16 protein-coding genes are annotated in these 18,669 nt (G+C 28.2%); 9 read left to right on the top strand and 7 right to left on the bottom strand.

From position 1 onward, the window contains the following. Position 1: 1 nt before the first annotated feature. The 4 genes from P3875_RS07340 to P3875_RS07325 are packed head-to-tail and all read right to left on the bottom strand — an operon-like array spanning position 2 to position 3,348. Entirely contained in the window at positions 2 to 664 is a 663-nt protein-coding gene (locus tag P3875_RS07340) for a DUF2461 domain-containing protein (RefSeq protein WP_303443309.1), read from the bottom strand. A gap of 22 nt (positions 665 to 686) precedes the next feature. Next, positions 687 to 1,577 (bottom strand): bestrophin family protein, encoded by an 891-nt coding sequence (locus P3875_RS07335; RefSeq protein WP_303443308.1) that lies wholly within the window; start codon positions 1,575 to 1,577, stop codon positions 687 to 689. 2 nt (positions 1,578 to 1,579) lie between these two features. After that, complete coding sequence (locus P3875_RS07330) at positions 1,580 to 2,074, bottom strand: metallophosphoesterase family protein (RefSeq protein ID WP_303443307.1); 495 nt, start codon at positions 2,072 to 2,074, stop codon at positions 1,580 to 1,582. Then, a complete protein-coding gene (locus P3875_RS07325; RefSeq protein WP_303443306.1) occupies positions 2,074 to 3,348 on the bottom strand; it encodes a M64 family metallopeptidase in 1,275 nt (424 codons plus the stop codon). Before P3875_RS07325 ends, P3875_RS07330 begins: the two co-directional genes overlap by 1 nt. A 90-nt stretch (positions 3,349 to 3,438) precedes the next feature. Here P3875_RS07325 and truA point away from each other — a divergent pair, with 90 nt between their 5' ends. The 3 genes from truA (at position 3,439) to lpdA (ending at position 7,443) form a co-directional block, all read left to right on the top strand. After that, the gene (gene truA / locus P3875_RS07320; protein WP_303443305.1) at positions 3,439 to 4,185 is read left to right on the top strand and encodes a tRNA pseudouridine(38-40) synthase TruA; all 747 of its coding nucleotides are present in this window, start codon (positions 3,439 to 3,441) and stop codon (positions 4,183 to 4,185) included. Further along, the gene (locus P3875_RS07315) at positions 4,172 to 5,929 is read left to right on the top strand and encodes an ABC transporter ATP-binding protein (protein ID WP_303443304.1); all 1,758 of its coding nucleotides are present in this window, start codon (positions 4,172 to 4,174) and stop codon (positions 5,927 to 5,929) included. Before truA ends, P3875_RS07315 begins: the two co-directional genes overlap by 14 nt. 122 nt (positions 5,930 to 6,051) lie before the next feature. After that, positions 6,052 to 7,443 carry a dihydrolipoyl dehydrogenase gene (gene lpdA, locus P3875_RS07310; protein WP_303443303.1) on the top strand — a complete coding sequence of 464 codons (1,392 nt, stop codon included), beginning with the start codon at positions 6,052 to 6,054 and terminating at the stop codon, positions 7,441 to 7,443. A gap of 110 nt (positions 7,444 to 7,553) precedes the next feature. On the opposite strand, the gene P3875_RS07305 is transcribed toward lpdA, so the two are convergent. Next, complete coding sequence (locus tag P3875_RS07305) at positions 7,554 to 8,078, bottom strand: DUF4142 domain-containing protein (RefSeq protein ID WP_303443302.1); 525 nt, start codon at positions 8,076 to 8,078, stop codon at positions 7,554 to 7,556. 301 nt (positions 8,079 to 8,379) lie between these two features. Between P3875_RS07305 and metK the strand changes: the two genes are divergently transcribed. The 6 genes from metK (at position 8,380) to P3875_RS07275 (ending at position 16,873) form a co-directional block, all read left to right on the top strand. Further along, on the top strand, positions 8,380 to 9,666 hold the full coding sequence (gene metK / locus P3875_RS07300) for a methionine adenosyltransferase (RefSeq protein WP_303443301.1): 1,287 nt from the start codon (positions 8,380 to 8,382) through the stop codon (positions 9,664 to 9,666). A gap of 130 nt (positions 9,667 to 9,796) precedes the next feature. Continuing rightward, entirely contained in the window at positions 9,797 to 11,173 is a 1,377-nt protein-coding gene (gene rimK / locus P3875_RS07295) for a 30S ribosomal protein S6--L-glutamate ligase (RefSeq protein WP_303443300.1), read from the top strand. Positions 11,174 to 11,190: 17 nt separating this feature from the next. Then, positions 11,191 to 11,883 (top strand): SIMPL domain-containing protein, encoded by a 693-nt coding sequence (locus P3875_RS07290; RefSeq protein ID WP_303443299.1) that lies wholly within the window; start codon positions 11,191 to 11,193, stop codon positions 11,881 to 11,883. A 3-nt stretch (positions 11,884 to 11,886) separates the two neighbouring features. Further along, complete coding sequence (locus P3875_RS07285) at positions 11,887 to 13,071, top strand: LETM1-related biofilm-associated protein (RefSeq protein ID WP_303443298.1); 1,185 nt, start codon at positions 11,887 to 11,889, stop codon at positions 13,069 to 13,071. Positions 13,072 to 13,094: 23 nt separating this feature from the next. Continuing rightward, a complete protein-coding gene (locus tag P3875_RS07280) occupies positions 13,095 to 15,053 on the top strand; it encodes a sensor histidine kinase (protein WP_303443297.1) in 1,959 nt (652 codons plus the stop codon). 2 nt (positions 15,054 to 15,055) lie between these two features. Next, positions 15,056 to 16,873 carry a hypothetical protein gene (locus tag P3875_RS07275; protein ID WP_303443296.1) on the top strand — a complete coding sequence of 606 codons (1,818 nt, stop codon included), beginning with the start codon at positions 15,056 to 15,058 and terminating at the stop codon, positions 16,871 to 16,873. A 9-nt stretch (positions 16,874 to 16,882) separates the two neighbouring features. Here P3875_RS07275 and P3875_RS07270 read toward each other — a convergent pair whose 3' ends face one another. Both P3875_RS07270 and P3875_RS07265 read right to left on the bottom strand, forming a co-directional pair. After that, positions 16,883 to 17,935: an o-succinylbenzoate synthase gene (locus tag P3875_RS07270; RefSeq protein WP_303443295.1), complete on the bottom strand. Its 1,053-nt coding sequence runs from the start codon at positions 17,933 to 17,935 to the stop codon at positions 16,883 to 16,885. Positions 17,936 to 17,989: 54 nt separating this feature from the next. Next, complete coding sequence (locus tag P3875_RS07265; RefSeq protein ID WP_303443294.1) at positions 17,990 to 18,667, bottom strand: metal-dependent hydrolase; 678 nt, start codon at positions 18,665 to 18,667, stop codon at positions 17,990 to 17,992. Positions 18,668 to 18,669 lie beyond the last annotated feature (2 nt).

Below are 18,669 nucleotides of genomic sequence, written 5' to 3'. Positions count from 1 at the left end.
ACTATTCTTTTTCTCCGTTTAAATTAGTAGTTAAAACATCGGTCATATAATCAATAAAAGGTTGTGCTGCTTTAAAAGCAGTAACTACTTTTTTATTAAATGCAGCATTTAAAACTTCTTTATCGGTAAGTTTGTGCATTAGCAAAAATTGCTTTTTTCTTAATAAATCAATACGTTGGTGGGTTTTATCAAAACCTTTTGGAGCTGTTTTTAACTCATCGCCTTCTAATTTTGGAAAAAACTGTTTAAGCTCCTTTGTGTTTAAAATAATTTGTAATTCATCGTCAAGTTCAATTTCTTTTCTAATTCGCAATAAATCTTCTTTATTCGGATCAAAAAAACCAACACCAATAAAAGACTTATCTCCAGGTTCAATATGTAAATAATAACCGCCACGATAATTTGGTTTTAATCTACCAAAATACATTGAAAAATGTGTTTTATATGGCGATTTATCATGTGAAAAACGTACATCGCGGTAAATTCTAAATACTTTTAAAGGTTCTAAAGTATCGTTGGCACTGCTTAAATCGTTATAAATTTCATTAAAACTTTTTAAAGCATCATTTTTTGCGGTTTCAAAAGTTGATTTATTATCGGCAAACCAATCGCGGTTGTTATTTTCTTTTAAATTATTTAGAAAATGAAATGCGTTATTAAACATATTTTTTCTTTTAAAGATACTATTAATTATTATTCAATAAAACGTTTGATGCGTATTTGCCTATATTTTGGGCAATTTTAGCAGTTGGTAAATCATTGGCACCACCGTTAAAAGGATCTTCAATTTCTTCAGCAATAAATTCAATACTCAACAAAACATAAAAAATAATCATTACCAATGGCACTATAAAATATCCGGTTGAAAAAACATATCCAATGGGTAAAGTAACTACATATACAAAAATAAATTTTTTAATAAATGCCGCGTAAGCCATTGGTATCGGAGTGTTTTTTATGCGTTCGCAAGCACCGGCAACATCTAATAAACCATTTAAATTTTGGTCGATAATTAATTTATCTTCAAAACTTATTTGCTTTTCATTTGATAATTTTTGAAGCATAACATACATTCTACTTACTACTTTTGTTGGTGGATGTTGTGTTTTTAAAATTTCGTCGTACTCAGGATGTTCTTCTTCATCAAGCATGTATTTAGTAGATTCGCTTGTTAAGTGCGTGTGTAAAACTTTAGCAAAAAGTTTAATTTTATTACTAAAAAAAATACGAGACACCCGATCATCTTCAGGTAAAATGGCATTTAATTTAACCGATAGATTTCTTGAATCGTTCACCAATTTACCCCACATTTTTCTACCTTCCCACCACCTTTCATAAGCTGTATTTGTTCTAAACACCAATAAAAGTGATAATACAAAACCAATAACAGTATGTAAAATTGATGTGTTTTTTAAAGTAGAATTTTGACTTAAATTAAAATAATCAAGTTCTAAATAAGCAACTAGCCACGACAAAAAACCCATTAACAAAATTGAGGGCCATAGTTGATGAATGGTGTCAGATTTGTGTACTTTAAAAATAAAACCAATCCAATCTTTTGCGTTATATACTTTCATAATTATCGTTTACCTAATTCTATTACTTCTAAATTTTTAATTTTACTGTTTTCAATTTCAAAACGCAACATGGTACGCATTTGATGAAATCCGTAAATACCTGCAGCACCAGGATTTAAAGTCAAACAATTAAACTGTTTATCGAACTGAACTTTTAAAATATGTGAATGTCCGCAAATAAACAAATCGGGTTTATATTTTAAAAATCCTTCTTTAATTCTTGTAGAATATTTACCAGGATAACCACCAATATGAGTTATCCATACTTTTACGCCTTCACAATTAAAAACAGCATCTAAGGGAAATTCTAAACGAGCATTTGCATCGTCGATATTTCCATAAACAGCTTGTAAAGGCTTTAATTTTTTTAAACTAGTAGTTACTTTTAAATCGCCAATATCACCTGCATGCCAAACTTCATCGGCTTGTTGTGCATAATGCAAAATTCTATCGTCAATATAGCTGTGTGTATCAGAAAGCAATAAAATTTTTTTCATTATTTTTGAGTGTTGGTCGTGTAAAATAAAATCATTTCTTCAATTGCATTGCTGCAAACTTCACAAAAATCTTTAGTGTTGTTTATTTTCATACGGCATGTTAAGGTAGGTATGTACAATCCGTTACCTGTTAATCCTTCAAAAGCTCCTATATCAGTAGTATTACTTAATGAATTAGGCGTTGGAATAGGAGTTTCGTTCATTACTAAATTTTTCCATTTTGCTGAAAAATCAACCAACGAAGTAATGTTTTTTTCCCAAGGTTCTGTATTTTTAGTAGCTTTATTTTCAAAAACATCTACTTCATAAAAATATTCATCGGCCAAACCAGCAAAACTGTGTCCAAATTCATGAACAACAACTGGTGCAAACTCTTTATTTTTTGTCGTTGTTAAGCTGTATGAATTTAAAATGCCACCACCCCCATAAAAATCGGTATTAGCTAAAATAATAATGTGTTGATACGGAACATTTTCTAATTGATTATGCAATAATTTGGTATGCAAAGTTGTTAAATAACGTTCAGAATAAAAGGTATCAAAATTAGATTGAACCGCAGTGTTTAACCAAATATTTTTGGAAGGTATGCTTATACCCGAATCGGTTGAAATGGTTTTTACAGCAACTATTTCAAAAAAATCTTTATACTTATTAAAAACGTTATGCTTAAATAAATTAACAACTGTTTGTTGGGCATAATTTAAAAACAAAGGCATTTCATTTTCCGTATAACCTTCGGAAACTAAAGCAATTTTTATAGGATTTTTTACTTTAGCAGTATGAATAACTTCATAATTTATAGCTGGTTTGGTATTTTTTCTAATTAATATATCTTCTGGATCAATTAATTGCGAAGCTATTATTTTTGATTTATTTTCTGAATTAAAAAAAAGTACTTCAACTTTTATTTTTTCTTTAGGAAATGGTATTAAAAAGGTGTTTTCAAAACTTTTTGAATGTTCTTTAGCATCATCTAACGTTAACCATTCTTGAAACAAACTGCCAAAAGGCAAAACATAAATTAATTGATTGGTTTTAACAGCATAAACTTTAATTTGTCCGTTACCTTGTATGGGTGTTTTAGCCAAATTTACCGTGCGGCCATGCCATTTATTAAGCTGTACCATTTCACTTAAAAAGGCCTTTTGATTTGTGGTATTGCCAGCAAAAACATAATCTAACCTTAAAGTTTTATCAATAAAATAATCGTTAAATTTCTGTGCAAATGTAGTTGCATAAATACACAAAAAAACAAATGTAAATAACTTTTTCATATGAGTAGTTTGTACAAAAATATTTAGTTTTTTGTTAATACAAACATTTAGGCAAATTAAAGTATATTTGTACGTTTAAAATTTTAATAATTGAGATACTTTATAAAGTTTGCATATAACGGTACAAAATATCACGGTTGGCAACTGCAACCTACTGCTATTAGTGTGCAAGAAGTGTTAACAAAAGCTTTAAATATTTTGTTTAACGAAGATTTTGAATTAATTGGTGCAGGACGAACAGATGCAGGAGTACACGCAAAAATTATGTACGCTCATTTTGATACGAATTGCAACTTTGATGCTGATAAAATGGTACAAAAATTAAATTCATTTTTACCTGAAGATGTTACCGTTTTAAAGTTTTTTAATGTTAATGATGATGCGCATGCCCGTTTTGATGCAACATCGCGTTCCTATGAATACCATTTACACACTTTTAAAAACAGCTTTTTAAAAGATTTAAGTTATTATCATTTTAAACCTTTAGATGTACAAAAGATGAACGAAGCCGCTCAGATTTTGTTACAATATCAAGATTTTGAATGCTTTAGTAAAACTCATACCGATGTTTTTACTTTTAATTGCACTATAACACAAGCATACTGGCAACAAAACGGTTCGCAATTAATTTTTCATATAACTGCTAATCGTTTTTTACGCAACATGGTTCGTGCAATTGTAGGAACTTTAATAAATGTAGGTTTAGGAAAAATTTCAGTTCAAGATGTACATCAAATAATTCAAAGTAAAAATCGCGGAAATGCTGGTTTTTCAGTACCGGCACACGGTTTATATTTAACACAAGTGGTTTATCCTTATATAAATGAAACAAACTAAAACTTCTACCCTAAATAAAGTAATGCAATACGCACAACCCTACAAAAACAAAATGTTTTGGGTTGTTTTAACGGTTATTACATTATCAATTTTTGGAGCCTTACGCCCTTACATGGTTAAAAATGTTGTTGATGTGTATATAGCCAAAAACGATTTAAATGGACTAAATATTTATATTGCGTTAATGACAGCTGTGTTAATTTTAGAAGTAACATCGCAATTCTTTTTTACATACATTGCAAGCTGGTTGGGTCAAAATATTATTAAAGACATACGTACCAATTTGTTTAAAAAAATGCTGAATTTTAAATTGAGTTATTTTGATAATGAACCCGTAGGTAAATTAATAACTCGTAATGTATCTGATATTGAAAATATTGCAAGTATTTTTAGTCAAGGTTTATTTATGATTGTTGGCGATGTACTTAAAATGTTGGTTGTTTTAGGCATAATGCTTTGGATGAATTGGAAATTAACTTTAATTGTTGTGGTTGCAATGCCCGTTTTGGTTTATGCTACTCGAATCTTTCAAAAACACATGAAAGTTGCTTTTGAAGAAGTGCGCTTACAAGTTGCCAATTTAAACACCTTTGTACAAGAGCGTTTAACAGGAATGAAAATTGTGCAATTATTTAATAGAGAACATATTGAGTACGATAATTTTAAAAAAATAAACCAAAAACATAACGATGCATGGCAAAAAAACATATTGTATAACTCTATTTTCTTTCCAATTGCCGATATTGTTTCGTCTGTAACTTTAGGTTGCGTTATTATTTATGGTGGATTTAGCATTGTACAAGGCGACCATTTAACAACAACCGGAGATTTATTTGGTTATACCATGATGATTTCAATGTTGTTTAATCCATTGCGACAAATTGCCGATAAATTTAACGTAATGCAAATGGGTATTGTTGCTGCAGATCGTGTTTTTGAAATATTAGATCGCGATGATTTAATTCAAACACAAGGCAATCAAATTGCACCTGCTTTTAAAGGCGCAATTCAATTTAAAAACGTAAATTTTAGCTATAGTAACGGTAAAAGAGTAATTAACAACTTAAGTTTAAACATAAAACCGGGCCAAACAGTTGCTTTTGTTGGTGCTTCGGGTGCAGGTAAATCTACAATTGCTAATCTTTTGAGTCGATTTTATGATATAGAATCAGGTGAAATTTTAATCGATGAAAATAACGTCAATCATTTTACATTAAGCAGTTTACGTAACCAAATAGCTGTTGTTTTGCAAGATGTTTTTTTGTTTTCAGATTCTATTTTAAACAACATTATTTTAGATAACCCAAACATTAGCAAAGAAGATGTAATTGCTGCCGCAAAAAAAATTGGAATTAACGATTTTATTGAAAAATTACCAGGCGGATACGATTACAATGTAAAAGAACGCGGAGTAATGCTATCATCGGGGCAACGCCAACTTATTGCTTTTTTACGTGCTTATATGAGTAATCCAAGTATTTTAATTTTAGACGAAGCTACTTCGTCAATTGATACCTATTCTGAAGAATTATTACAAAACGCAGTCAACATTATCACAAAAAATCGCACATCTATCATTATAGCTCACCGTTTAGCAACCATTGTAAATGCCGATTTAATTGTGGTTATGGATCAAGGTAATATAGTAGAAACCGGTACACACAATCAATTACTTGCAAAAGAAAACGGAGCATATAAAAATTTGTACGAATCGCAATTTGCTAGTACATCATCAGTAAATTAACAACAAAATTACTTATACAAGTTTCTAAAAAAATGTTTAAATTCGCATCGCAGATTTAACATCTTTAACAATAAAAACAATTAACGCTTAAGAACAACACTTTAAGCTAAAAACAAATAAAAATGAAATACGATATCATCATTTTAGGAAGCGGTCCAGGTGGATACGTAACTGCAATCAGAGCATCACAATTAGGTTTTAAAGTTGCAGTTGTAGAAAAAGAAAATTTAGGCGGAATTTGCTTAAACTGGGGATGTATTCCTACAAAAGCATTATTAAAATCGGCTCAGGTTTTTGATTATTTAAAACACGCTTCTGATTACGGTTTAACAATAAATGGCGAAGTTGATAAAGATTTCAATGCCGTTATTGCACGTTCTCGTGGTGTTGCTGAAGGAATGAGCAAAGGTGTTCAATTTTTAATGAAAAAAAATAAAATTGAAGTAATAGACGGTTTTGGTAAAGTAAAACCTGGCAAAAAAGTAGATGTAACCGATAAAGATGGTAAAGTAACAGAAATTTCGGCAGAACATATCATTATTGCAACAGGTGCACGCTCTCGTGAATTACCTAACTTACCACAAGACGGTAAGAAAGTAATTGGTTACCGCCAAGCAATGACTTTACCTACACAACCTAAAAAAATGATTGTAGTTGGTTCAGGTGCAATTGGTGTAGAATTTGCTCATTTTTACAATTCTATGGGTACCGAAGTTACTATTGTTGAATTTATGCCAAACATTGTACCTGTTGAAGATGAAGATGTGTCAAAACAATTTGAACGTTCATTGAAAAAAGCAGGTATCAACATTATGACTAATTCATCTGTTGAAAAAGTTGATACTACAGGTGAAGGTGTAAAAGCAACTGTAAAAACAGCAAAAGGCGAAGAAGTTTTAGAAGCAGATATCTTACTTTCTGCAGTTGGAATCAAATCAAACATTGAAAACATTGGTTTAGAAGAAGTTGGTATTGCAACAGACAGAGATAAAATTTTAGTAAACGATTTTTACCAAACAAACATACCGGGGTATTATGCGATTGGCGATGTAGTTCCAGGGCAAGCTTTGGCACACGTTGCATCGGCAGAAGGAATCTTATGTGTTGAAAAATTAGCTGGTTTACATGTTGAACCTTTAGATTACGGTAATATTCCAGGTTGTACGTATGCTATACCAGAAATTGCATCGGTTGGTTTAACAGAGAAAGCAGCTAAAGAAAAAGGATACGAAATTAAAGTAGGTAAATTTCCTTTCTCTGCATCAGGTAAAGCTAAAGCTGCAGGTACACCTGATGGTTTTGTAAAAGTAATTTTTGATGCTAAATACGGTGAGTGGTTAGGCTGCCATATGATTGGTGCTGGCGTTACTGATATGATTGCGGAAGCAGTTGTTGCCCGTAAATTAGAAACTACTGGTCATGAAATTTTAAAAGCAGTTCACCCACACCCTACTATGAGTGAAGCGGTTATGGAAGCTGTTGCTGCTGCTTATGACGAAGTAATTCACTTATAAAATATAATTAAATCATATAAAAACCTCAAAAGGATAAATTCTTTTGAGGTTTTTACATTTATAAATCTTTATTAATACAAAGTTTTATTTTATATATTTAAATTTCTGTGTTATTTCAACATATCAAAATACAGTTTGTGCTCGTATAAAATATTACCGTATTTATTTTTTAAACCTGTAAATGTAGGGTCGGTATTTTTAACTTCCGCATTGTTTTTCATAGTTTTACTTAAAAAATCTTTATAATAATGTATAAATACTTTATCAAAACCAGCTGCGTCGGCAATAGCTAATTTGTATAAATCTTTTTGTAAATTATCAGATATTGGTTTTACTTCAATATTATTCGTAGTAGCTAATGATTTGTATTCACTTTGCAAAGTTTGCAGATCGCTTATATGTTTGGTTAAATAGTCTTTAAGATCTGCGTTTACAACTTTTTCACTTCCTATTTTAAAAGCTTCAATTTGATATTCTAAATTAGAAATTTGTTGATTTGTAAAAGCTGCTTCAGCATGTTCTTTCACTTTTTTACCTTTTGTGGTTTTGGGCTTTTCAATATTTTCTGAATTAGTCTGTTTGGCACAACTTACTAACAAAAGTCCTACAAGTAATAAAATATAATTTGTTTTCATAAAGCAGATATAATTTTTACTAAAAATACAAATTTTTATTTAATAAGATAACTTTTACACAATTAATTTTATCTTTTATTTAAAATTTGATAGTTACCTAACTATTAAAACCCTAATCTATATCTTAAATAAATATTAAAATAATAGTTTAATTAAAACTCTAAGTTGTATATTTGCATCAAAATTTTCGAGGAAAAATTTGACTGATTGCAACCTCATTAAAAAATGCTAAAGCAGAATACTACTTTAGTAATTGGCATGCAATTTAGTTACCTCATTTCATTTAATAATAAACTAAATTATGGCATATTATTTTACATCAGAATCTGTAAGTGAAGGACATCCAGATAAAATTGCAGATCAAATTTCCGACGCTTTAATTGATAACTTTTTAGCATTTGATGAAAATTCAAAAGTAGCTTGCGAAACTTTAGTAACTACAGGACAGGTTATTTTAGCTGGCGAAGTAAAATCGGACACCTATTTAGATGTACAGCAGATAGCACGGGATGTAATTAGAAAAATAGGTTATACAAAAAGCGAATATATGTTTGAAGCAAATTCATGTGGAATTTTATCTGCTATACATGAACAATCTTCAGAAATTAATCAAGGTGTAGACAAAGCAAACAAAGAAGAACAAGGTGCTGGTGACCAAGGTATTATGTTTGGATATGCAACTACAGAAACCGAAGATTACATGCCTTTGGCTTTAGATTTATCGCATAAGTTATTACAAGAATTAGCAGAAATTCGTCGTGAATGTACTGAAATCACCTATTTACGTCCTGATGCTAAATCACAAGTTACACTAGAATATGACGATAACAATAAACCAATACGTGTTGTTACCATTGTACTTTCAACCCAACACGACGATTTTATAAAACCCGAAAACGCAACTTTAGAAGCTAAAACAATTGCTGAAAAAGCAATGCAAGATCAAATTAAAAGTGATATCATTTCAATATTAATACCACGTTTATTAAAAAAATATCCACAATATCAACCTTTTTTCAATACCGAAATTACTTACCACGTAAATCCAACAGGAGTGTTTATTATTGGTGGTCCACATGGAGATACAGGTTTAACTGGTAGAAAAATTATTGTAGATACATACGGAGGTAAAGGTGCACACGGTGGTGGTGCTTTTTCAGGGAAAGACCCAAGTAAAGTTGACCGTTCTGCAGCGTATGCGGCACGTTATATTGCAAAAAATTTAGTTGCTGCAGGCGTTGCCGATGAACTTTTAGTACAAGTATCGTATGCAATTGGTATTGCCGAACCTATGGGAGTTTTTGTAAATACTTATGGTACATCAAAGGTTAATTTAACCGATGGTGAAATTGCAAAAAAAATTACTGAATTGTTTGATTTAAGACCTTATCATATCGAGCAATCTCTTAAATTAAGAAAGCCTATTTATAGCGAAACGGCAGCTTATGGACACATGGGTCGTAAAAACCAAACCGTAACTAAAACGTTTACAAATCCTAATGGTGAAGTAATAACCCTTGATGTTGAATTATTTACTTGGGAAAAACTAGATAAAATTAACGCTGTTAAACAAGCATTTAATTTATAATTAAAACTTTATTAAAGTTTAATTAACCGCTTTAAAATTAATTTTAAAGCGGTTTTATTTTTTTAAATTTTTGTAAAAGATATTGTTTTTTTAAATACTTTAGTTGCATTAGTTGTATATAGAAAAAATTATGATTGATAAAATTATTGTTGGTAGTGAAGAATGGTGTTCGTTATCAGATTTAAAAGTTCCGGCTATTAAAGTTCGCGTAGATTCAGGGGCAAAAACATCGGCTTTACATGCCGAAAACATAACTCCTTTTGAAAAAAATGGTGAAAAATGGGTGAAATTTGTGATTCATCCCATTCAAAGAAATGTAAAAAGTGCCATTAATTGCGAAGCTAAAATTATAGACAAACGCGTTGTAAAAAGCAGTACAGGTACACGTGAAAGTAGGTTTGTAATTAATACCGAAATTACATTGGGCGAACAATCATGGGTCATAGAATTAACACTTACTAATCGCGATTCTATGGGCTTTAGAATGCTTTTGGGCCGTGAAGCTATGACAGGTAGAATTATTGTTGATCCTGATGAGCATTTTAAATTAGGTAGTGTAACTCCTGAAAAACTGAAAGAATATTACAATACTGGCAATTCAAACGATAAAAAAGGTTTACGAATAGGTTTATTAGCTAGTAATCCTGAATTGTATTCAAACAAACGAATTATTGAAGCAGGTGAATTACGCGGACACGAAATGCATTTTTTAAATATTAAGCATTGCTACATGAAATTAGATGCTGATCATCCGGAAATTCATTATAGAGGAGGAAGAATTTTAAATGATTTTGATGCGGTAATCCCTAGAATTAGACCAAGTATGACCTACTATGGTTGCTCATTAATCCGTCATTTTGAATCGTTAAAAGTATATAGTTTAAACAATGCTGCGTCGATAACACAATCACGTGACAAACTTTATTCTTTACAAATGCTTTTAAATCATGGCGTTGACATTCCAACCACTGGATTTGCTAATTCACCACTTGATACCAACGATTTAATAAATATGGTAGGTGGATCGCCTTTAATTATAAAATTATTAGAAGGAACTCAAGGAAAAGGTGTTGTACTAGCTGAAACCAAAAAAGCAGCCGAATCGGTAATAAATGCTTTTAAAAGTGTAAATGCCAACATTTTAGTACAAGAATTCATTAAAGAAGCAAACGGAAAAGATTTACGTTTATTTGTAGTTGATGGAAAAGTAGTAGCGGCAATGCAACGCGAAGCGTTACCTGGTGAATTTAGAGCAAATATACATTTGGGTGGCAAAGCATCAATTGTAAAAGTTACAGCAGAAGAAAAGAAAATTGCAATAAAAGCAACAAAAGCATTAAATTTAAAAGTAGCAGGTGTTGATATAATACGCTCATCTAAAGGACCTTTACTTTTAGAAGTAAATTCATCACCAGGTTTAGAAGGTATTGAAGGTGCAACTGGCAAGGATATTGCAGGTGAAATGATAAAAGCCATTGAAAAAAACTTTAAATGGCTTAATCTTTAATCTAAAAATATATTAAAATGAAAAAGATTCTTTATTTATTTACAATTGTACTAGCAACTTTTACAGCTATGGCTCAAAATAACAACATTATTACTCCACAAGTAAATGTTACTGGCGAAGGTTCTATAAAAATTAAACCTGATTATGCAGTGCTTACTATAGGATCAGAAATTAAAGATGTAGACTCTGCAAAAGCTAAGCAGAAGAACGATGAGATTATTTCGAGAATGATTCAAGTAATTAAGAAAAAAGGAATTGACGAAAAAGATTACCAAAGTCAACGTGTTAATCTTTATAAAACAAGAGAATATCAGGAAAATAAAGATTATTTTGTTGCTAATCAAACCTTAATTATTACATTACACAATTTAGATATTTACGATAAATTAATGTCTGAATTAATAGCTGCAGGTGCAAATACAATTAATGATATCAATTTTAAATCGACACAAACCGATAAATATGCTTCACAAATTAGAGCAAAAGCAATATTAAATGCAAAGAAAAAAGCAGAAGATTATGCTAATGCTATAGGACAAAGTATTGGAAAGGCATTAATTATTAACGATCAATCAACTGTAAACACTCCAAGAGTTTACATGATGAAAGCTGAAATGATGGCTTCAGATTCGGCAGAAAATAAACAAACATTAGCCATTGGTGAAATTGAAATTTTAAGCAATGTAAACGTAGTTTTTGAATTAAATTAAATTATGAACCCATCAAAAGAATTATGGATTACTAAATTTTTTAAATTAAGTGATCCATCTTTTTTTAAACAATTTACAGAAGAACAATTTTACGAAAAAATACGTGAAACAGGTTTTGTGTATGGTTTTACAACTAAAACCATACAACCCGTTTTTCATACTTTTGAACTTACCCAAGAAGAAATTACAAAAATTGTATTATTAGAAGCCCTTTTTGGAACTTATTTGTTTACTAATAGCAATTACAATTTTAGTGAATTTACCAAACTGGCCGAAGATTTTTATCAAAAAATAAACGCTGTACAAACTGATTCTTATTTTTCGTTCATAAAATTTAGAACTCAAAAAGCTTTTGCTTCTTTAGAAAAAATTTTAAACGAACGTACCAATAGAACATCTAATTATATTGATAAAACATTTGCCTATGATTTATCGAACTTTTTAATTTTTACCGATGTTTTGTGTTTTAAAAGGTATTTGTTAAACAATACAAACATTTTAAATTATTATAAATATTTAGAATTAACCATTTCGCAATTAGTTGTAATTAGTTTTAAGCAAAAGCAAAACATTAGTAGATACGATTTAAAAATTCAAGAAATTTTACAAACATCTTTAAAATATTCAACAACAAATAATTTAAGTACTAATCTAGAATCATTAGATTTATCAAACATTAAAACAATTTACGGTAAAAACTATATTGCAGATATTGCATTAATGGTTTTATGGAATGATGAAAAAATTGACAAAAATGAATTTAGATTTATAATTAAACTTTATCAAAAATTACAACTTTCAAAACACAACCTAAAAAATTCTTTACAATTTATGATTCGTTTTATACATAATCATAAAAATGAAATCCCTTATTTTCAATTTACTCATCCTTTAAAAAAAATATATAAAAAAACCAATAAAACAATTGCTTTATTATTAAACCGAAATAAAAAAAGTATTATTAAAGAATTAGAAAACAATAAGTTACTTATGCAACTTTTAGTTAAAGCGACTTATAGTAGTTTATCAAAAACAGAGAAAGTACAATTAAAAAACCAATTTATAGAACTAGGAAAAACAATTCCTGCCTTTACTATTTTTTTAATTCCGGGTGGAAGTTTACTTTTGCCTATAGTTATAAAATTATTACCCGAAATAATTCCTAATTCTTTCAATGAAAATAAATAGTTAAAAAGAAAGTACATTTTTAAATGATAAAAAATAAAAATCTTTTAGTTATATTTTTAATACTATTTCTTGTTTTTTCATGTAAAAAGCAAGAAAATATATACAATCATTTAAAAATTAGCTCAAAAATTAATAAAAATAATTATAAAAACTTTTCGTTAGAAAATTTATATTTCGATTTTCTTTATAACATTGTATTTACAGAAAACACTGAAAACGCTTTAAAGAAAATAAATTATTTTGAACAAACAGCCCAATTACAAAATGATTCATTAGCTTTATTTAGAGCAAACAATTTGCAAATTTTATTGAATCCAGATGTTTTTATAGACCAAAAAAGGTATAAAACATTATTTAACGCAGTTGTGTTTTTTGAAAATAATAATTCATTTTACGACGCATCGTTAACAAATTATTTATTAGCAGAACATTATTTTTATTTACAATATTTTCAGTTAGCAGAAAATTACGCCTACAAATCAATAGAAAATTTAGGATCAAATAACAAAGAATATGCTTTTGAAAAGGGTAATATTTTACTGTTAATTAACAATATTCATTGGAAACAAAAAAAATACAAAGAAGCTTTAAATGCATTGCAAAACTATAACGAAGTTTCTAATTATTTTGACAAAACACTTGTTGATCCCATAAAAATAAAATTATTAGATATACGTTACACAAATAATTTATCTTCAATACAAAACAAATTAAGTACAACTGATGCAATTAAAAACATTAATAAACTTGCTTTTACATATAAATTAAGTACACAATACAAAACTGAAAAAAGTAAAATTATCCAGATAAACACTCTTCACAATTTAATAAACCATAAAATTAGTGCAAGTAAAGTAGATAATATTGAACATTATATTGATTTATTAAAGGCTGAAAAAAAATTTATTTTCAACATACCTGTTTTACAGATAAATTACTGTATAGTTGGCGATTACTTAATAAAAGTAAAAAAAGACACCACAGCTGCAAAAGTTTTTTATAAAGGTATTTTAAACGAAAACAAAAAACAATACCATAATATTTATTTAGAAAAGCATATACTTGAACAGTTTGTTGAAGAATGTGATTCGGTTTCACCAAATTTAAATAGACAGTATATAAATATTGTAAAAAAAATTCAGTTAGAAAACGAAAAAAAGCTTCAAAACAATCAAAAAGTAATTTATGAAAACCATTTATTAGTAACTAAAAATGCACAATTAAAACGTGAAATTTACATTATTGTAATAATAATTATATTGGTTTCGTTATTAATTTTACTTGTTATTTATAACATCATTCAAAAAATAAATCTAAAAAAAATTAAACTAAAAAATAATTATTTAGAACAAGATACGCGCGCTTTAGAAGTTACACTTAATTACAAAAACACCATTGAAAACAAACTAAATTTTAATAAAAAGCAAATTTTCATGGAGTTACATGACAATATTGTAAACAAGTTGTTTTCAACACGATTTTTACTTCATAAAGATTATATAAAACCAAACAGTTTAGAAACTGCAAAACATACTATTTTAGAAGTTAAAAAAACATTAGTTGGTATTTGTGACAATTACAATGAAATAAACAGTTTGTTTGAAAAAGATTCGTTTCATAAAATGCTTATAGAGCTCATTGAAAAACAACCAAACAATCAAATTGTTTTTGATTATGAAATTGATCAATCAATAGAATGGTTGAAAATTTCACCTAAAATTAAGTTTCATTTGTTTCGTGTTTTACAAGAATTATTACAAAATATACATAAACACTCGTCGGCTACAATTGCAAAAATAATTATTTATAAAGAAGAAAAACAGTTAACCCTATTTGTATCAGATAATGGAAAGGGCTTTAATAAAAGTGATAAAAAAGGAATTGGAATTGAAAACATTTCAAATCGATTAAAAGAAATTAATGCGCAATTTAAAATTGAAAGCAAAAATGGTACGCAATTTATAATAACTGTAAATCTTTAAAAATGCGTAATACATTATATTTTATATGCAGTTTGTTACTTATATTTTTTACTATAAGTTGTACAAAAGATAAAAATCATTATACCGGAAACTATAAAATAGATAGTATTACTATGCGCAAAAAATATAATAATGCGTATACTGTAAATCCTAATAATTTAAAAAAAATTCATGCAATTTATCAAAATGGCAGTGATAGTATTTTACTGGGAATTAATCATCAATTTTACAGTCAATACCTAGAAAAAAACACCAAATTTGATAGTGCGTATTATTATTTAAACCTTGCCAATGCTTTTTTTAAAAATAATACTGAAAAAAGCTTTTACAATTCTTTGAGAAAAATTGCAATTACAAATAGATTAGAATTGTTAACTCAATCTAAAATTGAATATGAAAAAGCAAGTGCGTTTTCCTTAAAAAACAGCAAAATAAAACATATTTATCTAGATATTTTTAGCTTGCCCATGTTACAAGCTACAGATTCTTTAAAACATAGCGAAAAAATAAATCATTACTTAAAAAACAAAGATTCTTTAAAAAGTATTTTTAAAAAAGATCCCTATTTAGAGAATTATTTACTGGTAGAAATTTTTAAAAATTTACTTCAAAAAAATGAAGAAGATCATATAACATTAATTGCTAATAATCGTATAAATGAACTATTGCAAACACAAAGAACAAACGAAGAATTGTTTTTTACATGCTTATTTTACACTATTTATGCAAAAATAAATAGTGCCGATGAAACGGTTGCAAAAGATTTTGATTTATACAAAAAGTATTTAAATAAGGTACCAACTAGAGAAACCGAAGCGTTATATTATTATTTAAATGCTAAATACTATCAAAAAAAGAACAATAAAACACTAACAAATATTAATTATTTAAAAGCTTTAAACATAAGTAGAGCAACAAATAATTTCATTTATGAGCATCATATTTTAGAACATTTAATTGCATCAAACAGCAACAATTCTAACAAAATAATTAAAGATTATGTAAAAATTAATGATTCATTGTTATCGTATAAAAATTATATAGACGATTTTATTTTTAGTAATAATTCTGAATTATTCAACCTGCAAAATGAACAACAAAACATAAAGAAGAATAATTTAAACATTATAGCTTTTACATTTTTAATCCTTTTTTCGGTAATACTTTACTATTTTATTTACAGAAACGTAAACATGAAACAACTAGCACGTAAACATCGAAACTATTTGGATGAAAAAACAAAAATGTATAAGTATTTAATTGATATAAAAGAACAAATGGATGTGCTTATTTTAAAAGAAAACAATAACACCAAACAGCTAATAAACCAAACTGCCATTAGAAAAATTGACGATTTATTAATTTACTTTAATAACAGCAACCCTGATTTAGATCTTTTAACTTCAAAAATAAAAGATATAGAAAACGAATCGCGAAATATTTCACATATCATTTCAAATACTACTTATAATATTGTTGATTTAAATTATATGATTAACGATATTAAATTACAATATGAAAGTTACATAAACATTGAAACTTTTATTGATCATAAAATAATTTTAAATGATTTAGAATTTAAAACACTGTTAAGAATATTACTATTTACAAGAAATTTAATTGAACGAGTAAAATATAAAAACGGACTTACATGTTTTTTATCAATTTATACTAAATCAAATAAAAATATTTACAAAATTTGGTTCAACAAACCTATTGAACTTACTAAAGATCAAATAGCTTTTTTAAACGATAGAAAAATGAATTTTGAGATAAATACTTTAGAAAATGAAACAACTATATTTATTTATTTAGAATAAAATTTTCAACTAATTAAGTGTATTTAAAATATTTTTAATTGAAATTTCATTGTTAGAATCAAACCACAAATGTCCGTTTTGTACATATAAATTACTTTCAAAATTATTCGTAAAAAGTCCACCAGTTCCTAAACCTTGAGGCATCCTATTTTCTAAGGTAAACGTAAATTGAGCAATAGCATTTAAACCAATGTTACTTTCTAAAGCCGAAGTAATCCACCAATTTATATTTAATTCATTTGCAATGTCAATCCACTCTTTTGTTCCCTTAAAACCACCTAGTAAACTTGGCTTTAAAATGATGTATTTTGGCTTAATTTTCTTCAATAGATTTTCTTTATCGTTGTAATGAATTACTCCAATCAACTCTTCATCTAAAGCTATGTCAATAGGAGAAGTTTTACACAAATCTGCCATAGTGTCATACAATCCTTTTTTAATAGGCTGCTCAATACTATGTAATTCATATTCAGACAATTGATTTAGTTTAACTAAAGCTTCAGTTTCAGTAAAAGCACCATTAGCATCTACCCTAATTTCAATCATTTGATTAGAAAAATCTTTACGAATACCTTCTAAAACACTAAGTTCCTCCTTAAAATCAATAGCACCAATTTTAATTTTTATACAATTAAAACCGTTATGTATTTTTTCGTTTATTTGTTGCTTCATAAAATCTGCAGATCCCATCCAAACCAAACCATTTATAGGTATTGCTTTACTACTTTCGGTAAACAAACTAGGAAATATAATAAATGGATTTGAATTAGAAATTGACAAGAAAGCTTGTTCTATTCCAAATTGAATTGAAGGCCATTCACGCAACTGATTCCACAATACATCTTTTCCTAAATAAATGTTATCACAAACCCATTGCAATTTGTCTGAATAATCCAAACGATCATCGTAACTTAATCCTTTAAAAACGGCACATTCACCTACTCCAATTTTAGTTTCATTTTCAATAAATAAAAAATAAGTTTCTTTAGTAGTTAAAATACCTCTTGATGTTCCTGAGGGTTGTTTAAATTGTAATGTATATTTTTTAAAAAAGGCTTTCATTTTTTCAGTCGTTTTAATAAAATAAAAAAAAAACCTGATGATTCAGGGCACTAATTATAGCTCTAAAAAGTTACCAATAGGTAATAAAATAAGTTCTTTATTATTGTTACTAAATTTTTGTTTTGCTACTCGTTGGTCTATTTTTATATATCCAAAAGTATCGTAATGATAGCCCATAACTTTAGAAACATTTAAAAAATCTGCAGCAATTACAGCATCTTCAACATCCATTGTAAAATTGCTACCAATTGGTAATATTGCTAAATCTAAAGGTTTATTTAGGGCAATCAATTTCATATCATACGTTAAAGCAGTATCGCCAGCAATATATATTTTTTTATTATTAGATTCTATTACAAAACCACCAGGTTGTCCACCGTAAATTCCGTCGGGAAAACTACTAGAATGTATAGCATTTACATATTTTACAGTTCCAAAATTAAAACTCCAGCTTCCACCGTGATTCATTGGATGTGTATTAAATCCTTTAGCTTCGTAATAACCAGCAATTTCGGCATTTGAAACAATAGTTGCATTTGTATTCTTTGCAATTGTTTCTACATCTAAAATATGATCGCCGTGTGCATGCGTAATTAAAATAAAATCGGCTTTTAAAGTATTTACATCAATTGAAGCAGCCAAAGGATTAGCCGAAATAAATGGATCTACAATAATATGAATGTTGTTAATTTCAATACCTAATGAGGCATGACCTAAATATGTTATCTTCATAA

It is taken from the genome of Myroides sp. JBRI-B21084, assembly GCF_030545015.1.
In the GTDB taxonomy this organism is placed as follows: domain Bacteria; phylum Bacteroidota; class Bacteroidia; order Flavobacteriales; family Flavobacteriaceae; genus Flavobacterium.
This window is presented reverse-complemented; position numbering and strand designations above follow the sequence as displayed.

Excerpts from the sequence above, each read along its gene's own strand:
- P3875_RS07340 (WP_303443309.1), bottom strand. The coding sequence starts at position 664 with ATGTTTAATAACGCATTTCATTTTCTAAATAATTTAAAAGAAAATAAC.
- P3875_RS07335 (WP_303443308.1), bottom strand. The coding sequence starts at position 1,577 with ATGAAAGTATATAACGCAAAAGATTGGATTGGTTTTATTTTTAAAGTA.
- P3875_RS07330 (WP_303443307.1), bottom strand. The coding sequence starts at position 2,074 with ATGAAAAAAATTTTATTGCTTTCTGATACACACAGCTATATTGACGAT.
- P3875_RS07325 (WP_303443306.1), bottom strand. The coding sequence starts at position 3,348 with ATGAAAAAGTTATTTACATTTGTTTTTTTGTGTATTTATGCAACTACA.
- P3875_RS07315 (WP_303443304.1), top strand. The coding sequence starts at position 4,172 with ATGAAACAAACTAAAACTTCTACCCTAAATAAAGTAATGCAATACGCA.
- lpdA (WP_303443303.1), top strand. The coding sequence starts at position 6,052 with ATGAAATACGATATCATCATTTTAGGAAGCGGTCCAGGTGGATACGTA.
- P3875_RS07305 (WP_303443302.1), bottom strand. The coding sequence starts at position 8,078 with ATGAAAACAAATTATATTTTATTACTTGTAGGACTTTTGTTAGTAAGT.
- metK (WP_303443301.1), top strand. The coding sequence starts at position 8,380 with ATGGCATATTATTTTACATCAGAATCTGTAAGTGAAGGACATCCAGAT.
- rimK (WP_303443300.1), top strand. The coding sequence starts at position 9,797 with ATGATTGATAAAATTATTGTTGGTAGTGAAGAATGGTGTTCGTTATCA.
- P3875_RS07290 (WP_303443299.1), top strand. The coding sequence starts at position 11,191 with ATGAAAAAGATTCTTTATTTATTTACAATTGTACTAGCAACTTTTACA.
- P3875_RS07285 (WP_303443298.1), top strand. The coding sequence starts at position 11,887 with ATGAACCCATCAAAAGAATTATGGATTACTAAATTTTTTAAATTAAGT.
- P3875_RS07280 (WP_303443297.1), top strand. The coding sequence starts at position 13,095 with ATGATAAAAAATAAAAATCTTTTAGTTATATTTTTAATACTATTTCTT.
- P3875_RS07275 (WP_303443296.1), top strand. The coding sequence starts at position 15,056 with ATGCGTAATACATTATATTTTATATGCAGTTTGTTACTTATATTTTTT.
- P3875_RS07270 (WP_303443295.1), bottom strand. The coding sequence starts at position 17,935 with ATGAAAGCCTTTTTTAAAAAATATACATTACAATTTAAACAACCCTCA.
- P3875_RS07265 (WP_303443294.1), bottom strand. The coding sequence starts at position 18,667 with ATGAAGATAACATATTTAGGTCATGCCTCATTAGGTATTGAAATTAAC.